At 45.7% G+C, this 15,389-nt stretch carries 13 protein-coding genes; 10 read left to right on the forward strand and 3 right to left on the reverse strand.

Annotated features, from left to right (window positions below; genetic code table 11):
* Positions 1 to 100: 100 nt before the first annotated feature.
* Complete coding sequence (locus ACX5J7_RS19230; RefSeq protein WP_012517900.1) at positions 101 to 784, reverse strand: cytochrome b/b6 domain-containing protein; 684 nt, start codon at positions 782 to 784, stop codon at positions 101 to 103.
* Positions 785 to 1,204: 420 nt separating this feature from the next.
* Here ACX5J7_RS19230 and dapB point away from each other — a divergent pair, with 420 nt between their 5' ends.
* The 6 genes from dapB (at position 1,205) to ACX5J7_RS19260 (ending at position 8,598) form a co-directional block, all read left to right on the forward strand.
* On the forward strand, positions 1,205 to 2,008 hold the full coding sequence (dapB, locus tag ACX5J7_RS19235) for a 4-hydroxy-tetrahydrodipicolinate reductase (protein WP_015066795.1): 804 nt from the start codon (positions 1,205 to 1,207) through the stop codon (positions 2,006 to 2,008).
* A gap of 351 nt (positions 2,009 to 2,359) precedes the next feature.
* The gene (gene carA, locus ACX5J7_RS19240; RefSeq protein WP_015066796.1) at positions 2,360 to 3,490 is read left to right on the forward strand and encodes a glutamine-hydrolyzing carbamoyl-phosphate synthase small subunit; all 1,131 of its coding nucleotides are present in this window, start codon (positions 2,360 to 2,362) and stop codon (positions 3,488 to 3,490) included.
* Between the two features lie 13 nt (positions 3,491 to 3,503).
* Entirely contained in the window at positions 3,504 to 6,725 is a 3,222-nt protein-coding gene (gene carB, locus ACX5J7_RS19245; RefSeq protein ID WP_498707906.1) for a carbamoyl-phosphate synthase large subunit, read from the forward strand.
* 117 nt (positions 6,726 to 6,842) lie between these two features.
* Positions 6,843 to 7,319 (forward strand): transcription elongation factor GreA, encoded by a 477-nt coding sequence (greA, locus tag ACX5J7_RS19250; RefSeq protein ID WP_015066798.1) that lies wholly within the window; start codon positions 6,843 to 6,845, stop codon positions 7,317 to 7,319.
* Positions 7,320 to 7,580: 261 nt separating this feature from the next.
* Positions 7,581 to 8,120 carry an NUDIX domain-containing protein gene (locus ACX5J7_RS19255; RefSeq protein ID WP_498707907.1) on the forward strand — a complete coding sequence of 180 codons (540 nt, stop codon included), beginning with the start codon at positions 7,581 to 7,583 and terminating at the stop codon, positions 8,118 to 8,120.
* A gap of 85 nt (positions 8,121 to 8,205) precedes the next feature.
* Complete coding sequence (locus ACX5J7_RS19260; protein ID WP_012517906.1) at positions 8,206 to 8,598, forward strand: DUF3224 domain-containing protein; 393 nt, start codon at positions 8,206 to 8,208, stop codon at positions 8,596 to 8,598.
* 110 nt (positions 8,599 to 8,708) lie between these two features.
* Here the strand turns inward: ACX5J7_RS19260 and ACX5J7_RS19265 are convergent, their stop codons facing one another.
* Entirely contained in the window at positions 8,709 to 9,158 is a 450-nt protein-coding gene (locus ACX5J7_RS19265; RefSeq protein ID WP_498707909.1) for an Hsp20 family protein, read from the reverse strand.
* 416 nt (positions 9,159 to 9,574) lie between these two features.
* Here ACX5J7_RS19265 and ACX5J7_RS19270 point away from each other — a divergent pair, with 416 nt between their 5' ends.
* The 4 genes from ACX5J7_RS19270 (at position 9,575) to ACX5J7_RS19285 (ending at position 13,693) form a co-directional block, all read left to right on the forward strand.
* Positions 9,575 to 10,756 carry an acetate kinase gene (locus ACX5J7_RS19270; protein WP_498707910.1) on the forward strand — a complete coding sequence of 394 codons (1,182 nt, stop codon included), beginning with the start codon at positions 9,575 to 9,577 and terminating at the stop codon, positions 10,754 to 10,756.
* A gap of 44 nt (positions 10,757 to 10,800) precedes the next feature.
* Positions 10,801 to 12,939 carry a phosphate acetyltransferase gene (gene pta / locus ACX5J7_RS19275; RefSeq protein ID WP_012517909.1) on the forward strand — a complete coding sequence of 713 codons (2,139 nt, stop codon included), beginning with the start codon at positions 10,801 to 10,803 and terminating at the stop codon, positions 12,937 to 12,939.
* 191 nt (positions 12,940 to 13,130) lie between these two features.
* Positions 13,131 to 13,379, forward strand: coding sequence for a type II toxin-antitoxin system Phd/YefM family antitoxin (locus tag ACX5J7_RS19280; protein WP_015066801.1), 249 nt, complete (start codon positions 13,131 to 13,133; stop codon positions 13,377 to 13,379).
* A complete protein-coding gene (locus ACX5J7_RS19285; RefSeq protein WP_273016646.1) occupies positions 13,379 to 13,693 on the forward strand; it encodes a type II toxin-antitoxin system RelE/ParE family toxin in 315 nt (104 codons plus the stop codon). The genes ACX5J7_RS19280 and ACX5J7_RS19285 overlap by 1 nt, the downstream gene beginning before the upstream one ends.
* A 149-nt stretch (positions 13,694 to 13,842) precedes the next feature.
* Here the strand turns inward: ACX5J7_RS19285 and lnt are convergent, their stop codons facing one another.
* Positions 13,843 to 15,357 carry an apolipoprotein N-acyltransferase gene (gene lnt / locus ACX5J7_RS19290; protein WP_498707912.1) on the reverse strand — a complete coding sequence of 505 codons (1,515 nt, stop codon included), beginning with the start codon at positions 15,355 to 15,357 and terminating at the stop codon, positions 13,843 to 13,845.
* Between the last annotated feature and the right edge of the window lie 32 nt (positions 15,358 to 15,389).

Below are 15,389 nucleotides of genomic sequence, written 5' to 3' on the forward strand. Positions count from 1 at the left end.
CGAAGCGTGAATAACGAACCGTTGCTTTTTGACAAACGCGTCGTGACTAACGCTTCGCAATACGGCCCTCGCACTTCGAAGCTAGGTCTACCTGCACTTGTTAGTAGTAATATTCATCGACCTGTGGTGCTGGCGGATACACTTCAATAGCAAGGTATACAGCAAGTGCGGCAATTACGGCGACGATTATAGCGCGAAGTAGTCGAGAGTGCGCAATCCCTACGGTTTTTGACACTTTGTTCCCATGGATCATGGCAGGAACGAGCTTTTGCCTTTTGTAGACGCTGTAAAACATGATGGCGCCAATATGAAGTGCGATAACATAAAGTAGTAGGTCAAATGCCAAGTGATGTAGCGTATTCATTAATTCCAGCGTTTCATCACCTGCCAACTGCCGATAAGGTCCATCAAGAAAGATATCGTCGGTCATAAACAAGCCTGATATCGCTTGTATTGCTACCAAAACCAGCATGACAATTACAAACCAGCCTCCTAGAGGATTGTGACCCACAGACGGGGCGGAGTCCCTGTCAAACAAGGTCTTCAGATAGTTTATGACCCGTCCTGGGCCAGTCACAAAGCTACTAAACTTCGCATACTGCGTACCGGCAACTCCCCACATAATTCTAAAAACGACCAAAAATAAAGTGAAGTACCCGATATAAAAGTGCCACTGAATGGCGTTATCTAGCCATTCAGCGGTGGCGTATTGGGCTAAAAGGCTTACTACTAGAAGCCAGTGAAACAGCCGTGTAGGAAGGTCCCAAATCAGAGTTTTTTGCATGTTATTTCGCATAAAGTATCGATAGATATTGTGTTATTTAAGCGTAGGGCATTAGCGTCGCCTAAGTTGTGATAGAAACAAGTTTAGCTATCGGCTTTAAACGCCTACCTATCCTAACGGTGATATCAACTGATAGAGCGCGGTAAAGCGCAATCGTTTACAAGGCGTACTTTGCGCGTGGTTCGCCTTGTCTTAAGCAAGCGAAGTGTTATAAGTCCGCTATTGCTGTAGACAGCAATGAACGACCTTAATTTACGATGTTTTAAGCTGACGCTTTGTTGTGTAACCCATCAATGAAAAAAGTCTAAGGCTATCTCCGTTCCTTGTTATACCTATTTAATATGAAACACGCATTGCAATAGTGCGGGCATTTGGCAAAATGCGTCCTAGTTGAAGGTTAATAAAAGTGTAAAACGAAGAATGAAAGTAGGTTTGTTTGGCGCCAATGGGCGCATGGGTCGTGTACTAATCGAAGCGCTTGACTTAAGCGACGATGCCGAGTTGAGTGTTGCTACCGTGCGCGATGATTCACCGTGGGTAGGCCTCAACGTAGGTGAGCTTGCTGGCATAGGCAAAAAAGAGATTGATTGTTCTGCACTTTCTAGTTTAAGCGGTAGCGATGCAGACGTAATGATCGACTTCACCTTACCTTCGGTTATTAAGAGTAACCTATCTTGGTGTGTTGAAAATACTATGCCTGTTGTTATTGGCACAACGGGTTTAAACGATGAGCAGTTAGCTGCACTCGATGAAGCTGCCAAGCATATTCCTATTGTTTTCGCCGCTAATTACAGTGTAGGGGTGAACTTAATGTTGTCCTTAGTACGCCAAGCTGCAAGTGTGCTAGGCGAAACAGCCGATATAGAAATTACCGAAGCTCACCACAGGTTTAAACAAGACGCACCATCAGGCACGGCGATGGCCATTGGTGAAGCCATTGCTGACGAACTAGGCCGGGATTTGAAAACCTGTGCCGTGTATGGACGTGAAGGTAAAGAGCCAGAGCGAGATCAAGGCACTATTGGTTTTGCAACGGTAAGAGCAGGAGATATTGTTGGTGAGCACACCGCGCTTTTTGCCGATATCGGGGAGCGTTTGGAAATAACGCACAAAGCATCAAGCCGCTTAACTTTTGCTAAAGGTGCAGTTCATGCAGCTAAATGGTTGTACGGAAAACAACCTGGTCTATACTCCATGGTTGATGTGCTTAATTTGAAGCTTTAATTTGCCTTAAAAGCTAATCCGTTTTTGGGGCGTTATGAAAGTGTTAACCTTAAGTTGCACTTTTATTGAGCTATAAGCTGTACTTTCAGTGGTTCTGGGCAAAAATGGTGGTAAAGGCGTTATTTTAGTAAATTATCACAAATAAATTTGCCATTTTCAGTGAGTGATGTATACTCGCCGGAATTTGCCAGAATTTCGTATTCTGAGGCTGCCAAACCTGCTGAAGAGTACGGTTTTATTAGCTGCAAAGATCGTAAAACGGGATGTATTGTTATCAATAACTCCCGTTTTTTGTGGGGTTTGTGCAAAAAACTGCACAAACACATAGTTATCCTTAATCTGGAGGTTGACTTGGCTAATTCTGCCCTTTTGGTGTTAGAGGATGGTTCTGTTTTTAAAGGTACGGCGATAGGCGCTACAGGCTCCGCCGTCGGGGAAGTCGTTTTTAATACTTCCATGACCGGCTATCAAGAAATTCTCACCGACCCATCCTACGCTGAACAAATCATCACACTTACCTATCCACACATTGGCAACACCGGCACTAACGAAGAAGACGTCGAAGCAGATAAAATCTGGTCGAAAGGTCTAATCATCCGTGACCTACCTCTTGTTGCTAGTAACTTTCGTCAACAGCAAACATTGTCTGAATACCTAAAAGCGAAAGGCGTTGTGGGTATTGCTGACATAGATACCCGACGTTTAACGCGTATCTTACGAGACAAAGGTGCACAAAATGGCTGCATCATTTGCTCAGATGAATTAGACGAGTCTAGTGCACTGGCGCAAGCAAAAGATTTTCCTGGCCTTAAAGGCATGGATTTGGCGAAAGTAGTAAGTATTACTGAGCCGAAAACATGGACAGAAGGTAGCTGGGAGCTTGGCAAAGGTTATGTAACGCCAAGCGAAACAAAATATCACGTTGTGGCATACGACTACGGCGTAAAAAACAACATTCTTCGCATGTTAGCCGACCGCGGTTGTAAAATAACGTTGGTTCCAGCACAAACGCCTGCTGAAGAGGTATTAGCCCTAAATCCAGATGGTGTATTCCTGTCGAACGGTCCTGGCGACCCTGAGCCATGTGACTATGCAATTACGGCTATCAAAACCATCGTTGAAACCGGTATACCTGTGTTTGGTATCTGTCTTGGCCACCAACTTCTTGCTATTGCAAGCGGTGCTAAAACAGTGAAGATGAAGTTTGGTCACCATGGTGCAAACCATCCGGTTAAAGACCTAAAGCGCAATGTAGTTATGATCACTAGCCAAAACCACGGGTTTGCGGTTGATGAGTCTAGCTTGCCAGATAACCTAGAAGTAACTCACATTTCGTTGTTCGACAAGTCGTTGCAGGGTATTCACCGCACCGACAAGCCTGCGTTTAGTTTCCAGGGGCACCCTGAAGCGAGCCCAGGTCCTCATGAAGCGGCACCGTTATTCGACCACTTCATTGAACTTATTGAACAACACAAGCAGTAGGAATTAGCCCGCTATGCCAAAACGTACCGACATAAAAAGTATTCTTATCATTGGTGCTGGCCCTATTGTAATCGGCCAGGCTTGTGAATTCGACTATTCAGGCGCGCAAGCGTGTAAAGCCCTTCGCGAAGAAGGCTACCGTGTTATTTTGGTTAACTCTAACCCAGCAACCATCATGACCGACCCAGAAATGGCAGATGCGACTTACATCGAGCCTATTCACTGGGAAGTAGTACGCAAAATTATCGAAAAAGAACGTCCAGACGCCATTCTTCCTACTATGGGTGGGCAAACAGCCCTTAACTGTGCGCTAGAGCTTGATAAGCACGGTGTACTAGAAGAATTTGGCTGTGAGCTTATTGGCGCAACGGCTGACGCTATCGATAAGGCGGAAAACCGAGAACGCTTTGACCAAGCGATGAAAAACATTGGTCTTGAGTGTCCACGTGCGGAAATCGCCCACAGCATGGACGAAGCGCACGATGTGCTAAGTCGCATCGGCTTCCCATGTATCATTCGTCCTTCATTCACCATGGGCGGAACCGGCGGTGGTATTGCCTACAACATTGATGAGTTCAATGAAATTTGTACCCGCGGCCTCGACCTTTCCCCCACCAACGAACTTCTTATTGATGAGTCGTTACTTGGCTGGAAAGAATACGAGATGGAAGTAGTACGCGATAAGGCAGATAACTGCATTATTGTTTGTACAATTGAAAACTTCGATCCAATGGGGGTTCATACGGGCGACTCTATCACTGTTGCCCCAGCGCAAACCCTTACCGACAAAGAATTCCAGATTATGCGTAATGCAGCGATGGCTGTACTACGTGAAATTGGTGTTGAAACCGGTGGTTCAAACGTACAGTTTGGCGTAGACCCTAAAACCGGTCGTATGGTTATCATCGAAATGAACCCGCGTGTATCGCGTTCATCGGCGCTAGCCTCTAAAGCAACGGGCTTCCCGATTGCGAAAGTGGCTGCGAAGTTAGCAGTAGGTTACACCCTAGATGAGCTAGCTAACGACATCACTGGCGGTTTAACGCCGGCGTCGTTTGAACCGTCAATCGATTACGTTGTCACTAAGATCCCTCGCTTCAACTTTGAAAAGTTTGCCGGTGCTAACGACCGTCTCACCACACAGATGAAGTCAGTGGGCGAGGTGATGGCGATTGGTCGTAACCAACAAGAGTCGTTACAAAAAGCCCTTCGTGGTCTTGAAGTTGGTGCGTCAGGTTTGAACCCAATGGTTGACCTTGAAGACCCTGAGTCGCGCAATAAAGTCGTTTACGAACTTCGCCAGCCGGGTGCAGAGCGTATTTGGTACATTGGCGATGCATTCCGTATGGGCATGAGCGTTGAAGAAGTGTTCAACCTTACCAATATTGACCGCTGGTATTTAGTGCAGCTAGAAGATCTTATTCTTCTTGAAGCGAAAGTGGCAGAACTTGGTTTGCCGGGTATTGATGCTGACTTTATGCGCGCGCTAAAGCGCAAAGGTTTCTCAGATGCACGTCTTGCTGAGCTGACCAAAGTGGCAGAAAGCGATATTCGTGAAGCTCGTCGCGGTTTTGGCATTTCTCCAGTGTACAAGCGCGTAGATACGTGTGCCGCAGAGTTCTCTACCAGCACGGCTTATATGTATTCGACCTATGACGAAGAGTGTGAAGCTGCGCCAACCGATAAAGAGAAAATCATGGTATTGGGCGGTGGCCCTAACCGTATCGGTCAAGGCATTGAATTCGATTATTGCTGCGTTCACGCGGCGCTTTCAATGCGTGAAGACGGTTACGAGACCATTATGGTTAACTGTAACCCTGAAACGGTGTCTACTGACTTCGACACGTCAGATCGCTTGTATTTCGAACCAGTAACGCTGGAAGATGTACTTGAAATCGTTGCTAAAGAGCAGCCAAAAGGCGTTATCGTACAGTACGGTGGTCAAACGCCTCTTAAACTTGCTCGTGCCCTAGAAGCAGCAGGCGTACCGGTTATCGGTACCTCACCTGAAGCGATTGACCGTGCTGAAGACCGTGAGCGTTTCCAGCAAATGGTGAACAAGCTTAATCTTAAGCAGCCTGCGAATGCGACAGTAACTAACGTCGAGCAAGCGCTAACTATGGCTGAAGAGATTGGCTTCCCGCTGGTTGTTCGTCCAAGCTACGTGTTAGGTGGACGTGCGATGGAAATCGTTTACGACATTAAAGACCTTAAGCGTTATCTAAACGAAGCGGTTAAAGTGTCTAACGACGCGCCCGTATTGCTAGACCGTTTCCTAGATGACGCTATCGAAGTGGATATCGATGCTATATGCGACGGTAAAGAGGTTGTGATTGGCGGTATCATGGAACACATCGAACAAGCGGGTGTTCACTCTGGTGACTCTGCATGTTCACTGCCTCCGCATTCACTCCCCAAAGACATCCAGGACGTGATGCGCGAGCAGGTAAAAGCCATGGCGCTAGAGCTTGGCGTAGTGGGGCTAATGAATACCCAGTTTGCGATAAAAGACGGCGAAGTTTACCTAATCGAGGTTAACCCGCGTGCAGCGCGTACGGTACCTTTCGTATCAAAAGCCACGGGCATTCCTCTTGCTAAAGTTGCGGCACGTGCAATGGCGGGCGTAAGCTTGGCAGAGCAGGGCGTAACTGAAGAAGTGATCCCACCTTTCTACTCGGTGAAAGAAGTGGTACTTCCGTTTGCTAAGTTCCAAGGTGTTGACCCACTGTTAGGCCCAGAAATGCGCTCAACTGGTGAAGTTATGGGTGTTGGCGATACGTTTGAAGAAGCGTACGCTAAAGCGAACCTTGGCGCAGGCGCGCCACTGCCGAAAGAAGGTAAAGCACTTATCTCTGTGCGTGAAACTGACAAGCCGAAAATTATCGAGCTAGCTAAGGCCCTTGTTGCGGCTGGGTTCAGTATTGAAGCCACGCGCGGTACAGCAACGACCTTGTACGATGCAGGTATAATGAGCACGGTGGTGAATAAGCTATCTGAAGGCCGACCCAACATTGTTGATGCTATCAAAAACGGTGAATACGCTTATTTGATAAATACAACAGAAGGTCGCCAAGCGATTACCGATTCAGTTTACATACGTCGTGAAGCCTTGGTGAACAAGGTTACCTATACCACCACGATGAATGCAGCGTTTGCAACTATTCGCGCTAAGTCTGCTGATGACCGCAATAAAGTGGCTTCAGTTCAAGAACTGCACGCTAGGCTTAAACACTGATGACATACGCTAGGATACGAGGTATCCTAGCAATATTACATTTGTGTGAATCAATAAAAAGTGCGCCTTTGCGGCGCACTTTTCTGTTTAAATTACAAGCTAAGTGAGACGGTATTCATGAGTCAGTATCCAATGACGGCGCGCGGCGCTCAAATGCTGCGTGACGAATTAAACGAACTTAAAACAAAAACACGCCCACGTATTATCGAGTCGATTGCCGAAGCACGTGAGCATGGTGATTTGAAAGAAAATGCTGAGTATCACGCCGCACGTGAACAGCAAAGCTTTTGCGAAGGCCGCATTCAGGACATCGAAGGCAAACTTTCAAACGCCCAGATCATCGATGTCACTAAGATGGAAAATACGGGGAAAGTTATTTTCGGTACAACAGTAACCATCTTAAACGTTGATAGCGATGAAGAAACGACCTACCGCATCGTAGGCGACGATGAAGCTGACATTAAGAACAATCTTATTTCAGTAAATTCACCTATTGCTCGCGGCCTTATTGGTAAAGAGCTTGATGATACAGTAACCATTCAAACGCCTTCTGGCACGGTTGAAGTTGAAATCATCGAAGTTGAATATATTTAAGTTGCCAAGCCAGCAGTAGCATACTGCTGGCGCTTTCCTTCCGCCCGCGTTCATAAGCACTCTATCTTTCGCGTTTGTTAATTCCGCATTTTTGACCATTCTTTACATATTCCTATTTCTCAATTAGTTCCTATCATTCCACTGTTTTTAACCCGTTTAAACGAGAGTTAGTGGTAGAAAGTAAGCAAGCTTTGGTTAGTATTACCAATAGCGTACTATAAGGTTATACAGTGATTGTTCTTGCGATAATAAGGAGTAATTGTGTCTGACATACAAACGCTAGACTCAAAAGTAGTGTACGAAAACAAATGGCTACGGTTAAGAGAAGATAGAATTCGTCGCAGCAGCGGAAACGAAGGTATATATGGCGTGGTAGAAAAGCCCGATTTTGCCATCATTCTACCCATTGAAGGTGACAACGTTTATATGGTGGAGCAGTACCGCTATACGATTAAATCGCGTCAGCTAGAACTGCCGCAAGGCGCTTGGGAAGCTAATCCAGATGTCGATCCTGTCGAGCTCGCCAAAGGAGAACTTAAAGAAGAAACAGGGTTGAGTGCTCAAAGCATGGAGTACGTTGGCTTTCAATATTTAGCCTATGGCTTTTGTAACCAAGGCTATCATATCTATATAGCTAAAGGGCTAAAACAGGGCGCACAGAAACTCGACATAGAAGAGGAAGACCTACGTGTGGTGCCTCTCGCATTAAGCGAACTCAAACAAAAAATTGTTAGCGGGGAAATTAAAGATGCAAGCACCTGCAACGCAGTGGGGCTCGCAACGTTAAAGGGGCTCATATAAGGCGCTGATAAATAGCCTGTTACAATTTGAATGCTGTGTTAACCTTTTATTCGGGCTAGGATGCATTAAAAATTAGGAGAGTTGTATGGAATACAAAGGAAGTTTTGCCATTACCAAGTGGGACGAAGATACGCTTACGGAAAAGCCTGAGGGAGTTAAGACGTCTCACGCTACTATTGCGCAGACCTACTCTGGTGATATGAGCGGCGAGTCCAGTCTTGAACTTTTAATGTCTTATCAATCCCAGTTAGCAGCAAAATTCACTGGCTTTGAAACCTTTATTGGCGCAGTAAACGGGATGCGTGGTGCGGTAACGTTTTTGCACCATGGTAAATTTGAAAATGGTGTTGCTAGCAGCGATTTTAGCGTTGTAGAAGGCTCTGCAACTGGAGAGTTGGCGGGCAAAGTAATTAGTGGGAGTTTTGTATCTGGCGAGTCAGGGAAGGCAAACTATGTGATTGAGGTACTCGATAGTTAGGTGTTTTTAACAGGCCGTTTTTGTTCCCTAATTAATGCATCTAACGCGCAAAAAAAACGGCGCCGTAAGGCGCCGCTAAAAGTTGGGAAACAAACCAAGAAACAATTAATTTAGTATTCGAGTAATCGAGAACCAATCTCTATTTGACGAGGCTTCTTGGCTTCAGGTATGACTCGCTCCATATCGATGTGTAATAAGCCATTTTCCATATCAGCGGCTAACACTTTTACGTGATCGCCAAGCTGGAATTTGCGCTCAAAATTGCGCTCGGAAATGCCTTTATGTAAGAACTTGCGTTCTTTATTTTCCTTGTCTTCCCCTTCAGCTTTCTTGGTGCCTGTGATTGATAGTGTGTTTTCTACAACCTCAATAGTCACATCATCTTTACTGAAGCCCGCAATGGCCATGGTTACACGATATTTGTCGTCGCCAAGTAACTCAATGTTGTAAGGCGGGTAGGTGCTTTGTTTTTCTGCTCGAGACGCCGCATCCACAAGAGATGCAAGATGGTCAGAACCAATAAATGAACGGTAAAGTGGAGATAGATCGATAGTACGCATAGTCATATCCTCAAAATTAAGCAATATGTTTAAAGTTTAAATGCCCCGACATTGCGGCGGCGGTTTTGTCGACCTGACCTTTCAGCGCCGACAAATACTATGTAGGGATAGCCCAAATCTTTTTCAACACGCAATCACTGGATTTTTTTGAAAAAAATTTAAAATAATTCTCATCTATATGAATTTATTGGATTTATTATTTTTTAAAATAAGGCGGGTAAAAGAATAGCAAACGCGTTTCTTTGATAAAAGCAGGTCGAGTGAAATTAATGAATGAGGATAAAGACCCTTAATTAAACAAGTGTATGCGATGATTTTTATAAAACATTTAGCATTTGTTTAACCACGTTAATTGATTAGAAATGCTACAATTGGCCAAACACAACGTATTACCACTTTAATTGAAATTACACGAAATGAAAAAAGAAGTTATTGTTTTGAACTGTGGCAGCTCTTCAGTCAAGTTTGCCATTATTGATGCTGAAACTGGCGAAGCGGGCCTTACTGGAATTGCAGAAGCGTTAGGCAATAGCGATGCCAGCTTATCTTATAAGCTTAACGGCAAAAAAGAGAAACAAGCCTTACCTGAAAAAGCAGGTCACACCGAAGCGCTTAACGCGATTGCAGAGATAATTGCCAGTACAGGTGTTCAGCCGATTGCAATCGGCCACCGCGTTGTGCATGGCGGTGAAAAGTTTAAAGGGGCTGCGCTTGTCGACGACAGCGTATTGGAAGCCATTGAAGATTACGCAAGCATGGCGCCGCTTCACAACATGGCGAATTTAAAAGGTATTGTTACCGCACAGGCGGCTTACCCGGATTTACCGCATGTAGTGGTGTTTGATACTTCTTTTTTCCAAACCCTGCCTAAGAAAGCCTTTATTTATGCCCTTCCCATGTCGCTGTATCGCGAACACGGCATAAGGCGCTACGGTTTTCACGGTACCAGCCATAAGTTTATTCTCGATAGCATGGCAAAAATACTTAATAAGCCGGTATCAGATACCAGTATTATCAGCGCGCATTTAGGTAATGGTTGTAGCGTTTCTGCCATCGAAAAAGGGCAGGCGGTAGATACCAGCCTTGGCTTTATTCCTCTCGAAGGTTTAGTAATGGGAACGCGCAGTGGTGATATTGATCCAAGCTTGCCAGGTACGCTGCAGAAAAAGCTAGGCAAAACCGCCGATGAAATTAGTGACCTTTTAAACAAACAGTCTGGCTTACTGGGTATTTCAGAGTTGAGTAATGATTGTAGAACGCTGGAAGACGCCGCCCTTGATGGTCATGAAGGTGCGCTGTTAGCCATTGAAATTTTCTGCTATCGCTTAGCGAAGTACATTGCTGGTTATATGGTAGCGGTTCCAACGCTAGACGCTATTGTCTTTACAGGCGGTATAGGCGAAAACTCATCGCTTATCAGAGAGACCACCATGGGTTACTTTGCTCATTTCGGCATTACGTTAGATGAGCAAAGGAATACGGATGCTCGATTTGGTCAGGGCGGAAAAATATCAGCAGAAAACGCATCGACCGCCGTTTACGTAGTACCTACTAACGAAGAGTGGGTTATTGCCGCGGAAGCCGCTACGTTCGCGTAATTTGAACACGCAATAGCAATCTGTAAGCTAAAGCAGGAGTATATATGTCTCGCAGAATTATGTTGATCCCAGTTGGCACCAGTGTGGGCCTAACAACGGTCAGCATGGGCCTTGTTCGCGCTATAGAAGAACAAGGTATAAAACTAAATTTTTTCAAGCCCGTAGCGCAACCGCGCCGCGGTGATAACGGTGAAGAACGCTCCACCGCAATCATAGCCCATCACGCTAGCGTATCGCCGATAACGCCGTTTGAACTCGACTATGTTGAGCGCATGATCAGCAACGACAGCACCGATGAACTACTTGAAGAAATTATCGAACGCTTTGAAGAGAAAAGCGTACAAGACGCTGTTACCGTTATCGAAGGGTTAGTGACCACTCGCCACCACCCTTACGCTGAACGATTGAATTTAGAAATAAGCCGTGCGTTAGATGCAGATATTGTTTTTGTTGCCGTGCCAGGTAACGATTCAACAACTGATATTAACCACCGACTTGAAATTGTAGTAGATACCTACGGCGGTCATAAAAGCCAAAAAGTAGTAGGCTGTATTTTCAACAAGGTCAACGCGCCATTTGATGAACACGGTCGACTGCGCGCCGATATTGGTGCTATAGAGGCCCCTGAACATGACGAAGCGCGTACGCAGGCCCTTCGCGAATTACCTATTTTCAAAAAAGGCTTAAGCTTACTTGGTACCATTGATTGGAGTGCTGACTTAGTCTCTCCTCGTGCTACCGATGTCGCTAAACACCTCAATGCTACCTTGTTAAATGAGGGTGAATTGTCCGAGCGTCGCTTAAGCAGTGTAACCTTTTGCGCGCGAGAAATTCACAACATGACGCATACGTTAAAACCCGGCGCGCTACTTGTAATGTCTGGTGATCGCGGCGATGTTTTTGTGTCGTGTTGTTTAGCTGCGTTAAACGGTACTAAATTAGGTGCACTGCTTTTAACTGGTGGTTATCAACCAGATGAAAACATTATGGCACTGTGCAGCCAAGCGATGGAAACGGGGTTACCCGTTATGTTGGTAAATTCGAATACATGGCAAACGGCTCAATCACTGCATGCTTTCAATCAGGAAGTGCCGGTTGACGACAGCCAGCGTATTGAAAAAGTGATGGTGCATACCGCTGAAAGTTTAGATGCAAGCTGGGTAAATTCGCTTACGCAAAAAGTATCGCGCCAGAAAAAGCTATCGCCTTCTGCGTTTCGTTTTTATCTGACTAACCGCGCAAGACAAGTTAACAAGCGCGTAGTGCTGCCTGAAGGCTGTGAGCCAAGGACGGTAGTTGCGGCATCAATTTGTGCAAAGCGCGGTTTGGCGCGACCGGTACTCATTGGCGATGAGACAGAAATTCGCCGTGTTGCAGAGCAGCAAGGGGTAGTATTGAGCGATGGCGTAGAAATTGTTTCTCCGAGTGAGATAAAAGATGACTACGTTGAAGGCTTAGTGGCTCTGCGCGGCCACAAAGGTGTGACTGAAGTGGTAGCAAAAGAGCTACTGGATGACAACGTTACGTTGGGCACTATGATGCTTCAGCAAGGCGACGTTGACGGGCTAGTCTCTGGTGCAGTTAATACCACCGCCAATACCATTCGTCCAGCGCTACAGCTTATTAAAACGGCAGAGAATGCATCTTTGGTATCGTCGGTATTTTTCATGCTGTTGCCTGATCAAGTATTGGTATATGGCGACTGTGCGATAAACCCAGACCCTAACGCGCAGCAACTGGCCGACATTGCTATTCAATCTGCAGAATCTGCACAGATGTTTGGTATTGAGCCACGTGTGGCAATGATAAGCTACAGTACAGGCTCGTCAGGTGCAGGTAGTGACGTAGAGAAAGTGCGCGAGGCAACTAAAATTGCACAAGAATTACGCCCTGATTTACTCATCGATGGCCCGCTACAATATGATGCAGCAGCAATCGAGAGCGTAGGTAAGAGCAAAGCACCAAACAGCCCGGTTGCGGGTAAAGCAAACGTGTTTGTGTTCCCTGACCTCAATACCGGAAACACTACTTATAAAGCGGTGCAGCGCAGCTTCGACTTAGTGTGTATTGGCCCTATGCTGCAAGGCATGAGAAAGCCAGTCAACGACTTAAGTCGCGGTGCGTTGGTGGATGATATTGTATTTACCATTGCCCTTACTGCTATTCAGGCGGCAGGTAATTAATAAAATTTAGCGTCTAATCCACATACATTAAACGAGAGCGGCGTCAAATGTAAGGCGCCGTTTTTCCAAAAGTAAAGCTCCAACCAACGCTTTTTGATTTAGTCATTTCGGCACGATTGAAAGAGTTTATTGAACAAAATAGCTAGATTAGCTATTTTGGAAGTATCACATATCAAGTGGGGAACAGGTCTATGAAAGTCATTTCAGCAACTGAAGCTAAAAATTCATTCGGAGAGCTGCTAATGAGTGTGCAATCTGAGCCAGTCTCAATTACCAGAAACGGTAAAGAGCAAGGTGTATTACTGTCCAGTAGAGAATACGCAGCGCTTAAACGTCAAGCGCTAGTTTCGGCCGTCCAAGAAGGAAGGAAAAGTGGCAGAGCTGGTACTTTAGACATAGAAGCAATAAAAAATGAGGCCAAGGAACGAGTTGATAATTGATGCATATTACGATATCGAATCTTGCAAAAGAGGATTTAATCGATATCTGGCTTTATGGCCACAAAGTATGGGGCGAGTCATTAGCCGACAGGTACTTAGATGGCCTGTATGATGCAATTTCTTTACTTTCCTCAAACCCTTACCGCTACCCAGAATATCAAGATAAAAATGTTGCTCCGTTCAGACTTATGCCAATAAAAAATCACTTGATAGCCTATGAGGTAAGTGGCTCAAACATCTTCATAGTGCGCGTATTACACGAAAGTATGGATACGGTTTCAAGAATGTCGGTGAGCAGTCGGCCGTCGGAGTAACTAGGTAAAAACTTACGTTTAACTACACCGAATCGTTTTTTAAGAGCAGCTTTGCCCCATAAATACCAGTTCTCCACTCCAGAACAGTAAATGCTGTAGCCGATATTTTTTAACTTTCCAAAACACCTTTCAGATTGTGCTCTATAGGCCTAGTTGCGGTTGATATCGGCTCTCTTAAGTGTTATCGCAGACGCTAAAAGAAATAACGTTAATAGCCAAACACCTAATTCCTGTAGATGGTAGTACGGTGTAAACCCGCGAGTTGCGACAACAGGCGCTGAAATGTTACCTGCCGTGAATTGAGGCAAGCGCGTTGTCACTTCGCCTTTGTGGTCTATAAAGGCGGTAATGCCGTTATTTGTAGCCCTAACAACAGGGCGGCCTAATTCAAGGGCACGCATTTGCGCAATCTGCAAATGCTGAGCAGGGCCGTGAGAATGTCCAAACCACGCATCATTACTTACTGTAATGATCATGTCGGTATCTTCATATACGTTTGCCATTACTTGATGGGGAAACGCAATTTCAAAACAGATAGCGGGTGCCAGATGAATACCATTAGCTTCTAAGTTGGCTTGCTGATAATCACCGCGGGAGAATGACGACATGGGCAAGTCGAATAGGGGGGCAAGGGGGCGAAGCCAATCTTCAAAAGGCACAAACTCACCTACAGGCAAAAGGTGGTGCTTTGAAAAACGGTTACTGTGAAAATATTGATACTCAGGGGACGTAGCATCTGGCGTGCGTTTACCAAGCACAATAAGGTTGTTCCACGCCTCGTCAGTTTCCCAGTTATAGTTAACAATACCAGTTATAAGAGCGGTGTTTTCTGTAAAGGCTCGTTCATTAACCTTGGCAAGATAGGGTTGCGCCAATGGTTCAAGCTTGGGAACCGCCGCCTCTGGCCAAATAATCAGGTCGTTATCCCATAAGCTTTCGGTTAGCTTCCAATAGGTATCCATGGTAGGGCCATCTTGCTCAGGTACCCACCGTAAACTTTGTGCAATATTGCCTTGGGCCATGCCTACCGAGTAGGTCTTTTCTGGCGTAACCCAGGTATGCTGTTTAAGCAGATAGCCGCTGGTAAATAAGCACAGCGCAACCAGCACTGCGTTGGCGAAAGTTCGCCTATTGTGAATCAGCGCAAATAGGGTAGCGCTAATAACGATAAGCGCGCTTATTCCTGTTTCACCAATAACAGGGGCAAAGCCAGACAGTGGGCTTTCTAGCTGGCTATAGCCTAAAGATAACCACGGAAAGCCACTTAGCATCCAACTTCGCAACCACTCGGCCACAACCCAGAAAAAAGGCAGTGCCATGGGCCATAATTGGGGCGAAAAAAGCTTGGCGGTGAGTTTAGTGGCAAGCGCTGGATATAGCGCTAAGTAACCACAAAGTAATGCCATTAAGGCAATGGAACCGATAAGAGGTAATCCACCAAAGTCGGCAATACTGACGTGTACCCAACTAATGCCTGCGCCGAACCAGCCCGCACCAAATAGCCATCCGGCAAAAAACGGGCGATGTTTGAGCTTAATCACCTGTCGTATCGCCAGCGCGAGTGCAGGAATAGTTAACAGCCACATGTTAAAAGGTGCAAAAGCTAGCGTTAAGCTGGCGCCGCTTAAAATAAGAAGGAGATGGGGGAAAAACCGTTTCAGCATAGGTGTGATCTGATGGTGGTTATTAAGGTTGT

The organism is Alteromonas infernus, from assembly GCF_902705815.1.

Bases quoted from the DNA above. Each gene is read 5' to 3' on its own strand.
- ACX5J7_RS19230 (WP_012517900.1), bottom strand. From the start codon at position 784: ATGCAAAAAACTCTGATTTGGGACCTTCCTACACGGCTGTTTCACTGG.
- dapB (WP_015066795.1), top strand. From the start codon at position 1,205: ATGAAAGTAGGTTTGTTTGGCGCCAATGGGCGCATGGGTCGTGTACTA.
- carB (WP_498707906.1), top strand. From the start codon at position 3,504: ATGCCAAAACGTACCGACATAAAAAGTATTCTTATCATTGGTGCTGGC.
- greA (WP_015066798.1), top strand. From the start codon at position 6,843: ATGAGTCAGTATCCAATGACGGCGCGCGGCGCTCAAATGCTGCGTGAC.
- ACX5J7_RS19260 (WP_012517906.1), top strand. From the start codon at position 8,206: ATGGAATACAAAGGAAGTTTTGCCATTACCAAGTGGGACGAAGATACG.
- ACX5J7_RS19265 (WP_498707909.1), bottom strand. From the start codon at position 9,158: ATGCGTACTATCGATCTATCTCCACTTTACCGTTCATTTATTGGTTCT.
- ACX5J7_RS19270 (WP_498707910.1), top strand. From the start codon at position 9,575: ATGAAAAAAGAAGTTATTGTTTTGAACTGTGGCAGCTCTTCAGTCAAG.
- pta (WP_012517909.1), top strand. From the start codon at position 10,801: ATGTCTCGCAGAATTATGTTGATCCCAGTTGGCACCAGTGTGGGCCTA.
- ACX5J7_RS19280 (WP_015066801.1), top strand. From the start codon at position 13,131: ATGAAAGTCATTTCAGCAACTGAAGCTAAAAATTCATTCGGAGAGCTG.
- ACX5J7_RS19285 (WP_273016646.1), top strand. From the start codon at position 13,379: ATGCATATTACGATATCGAATCTTGCAAAAGAGGATTTAATCGATATC.
- lnt (WP_498707912.1), bottom strand. From the start codon at position 15,357: ATGCTGAAACGGTTTTTCCCCCATCTCCTTCTTATTTTAAGCGGCGCC.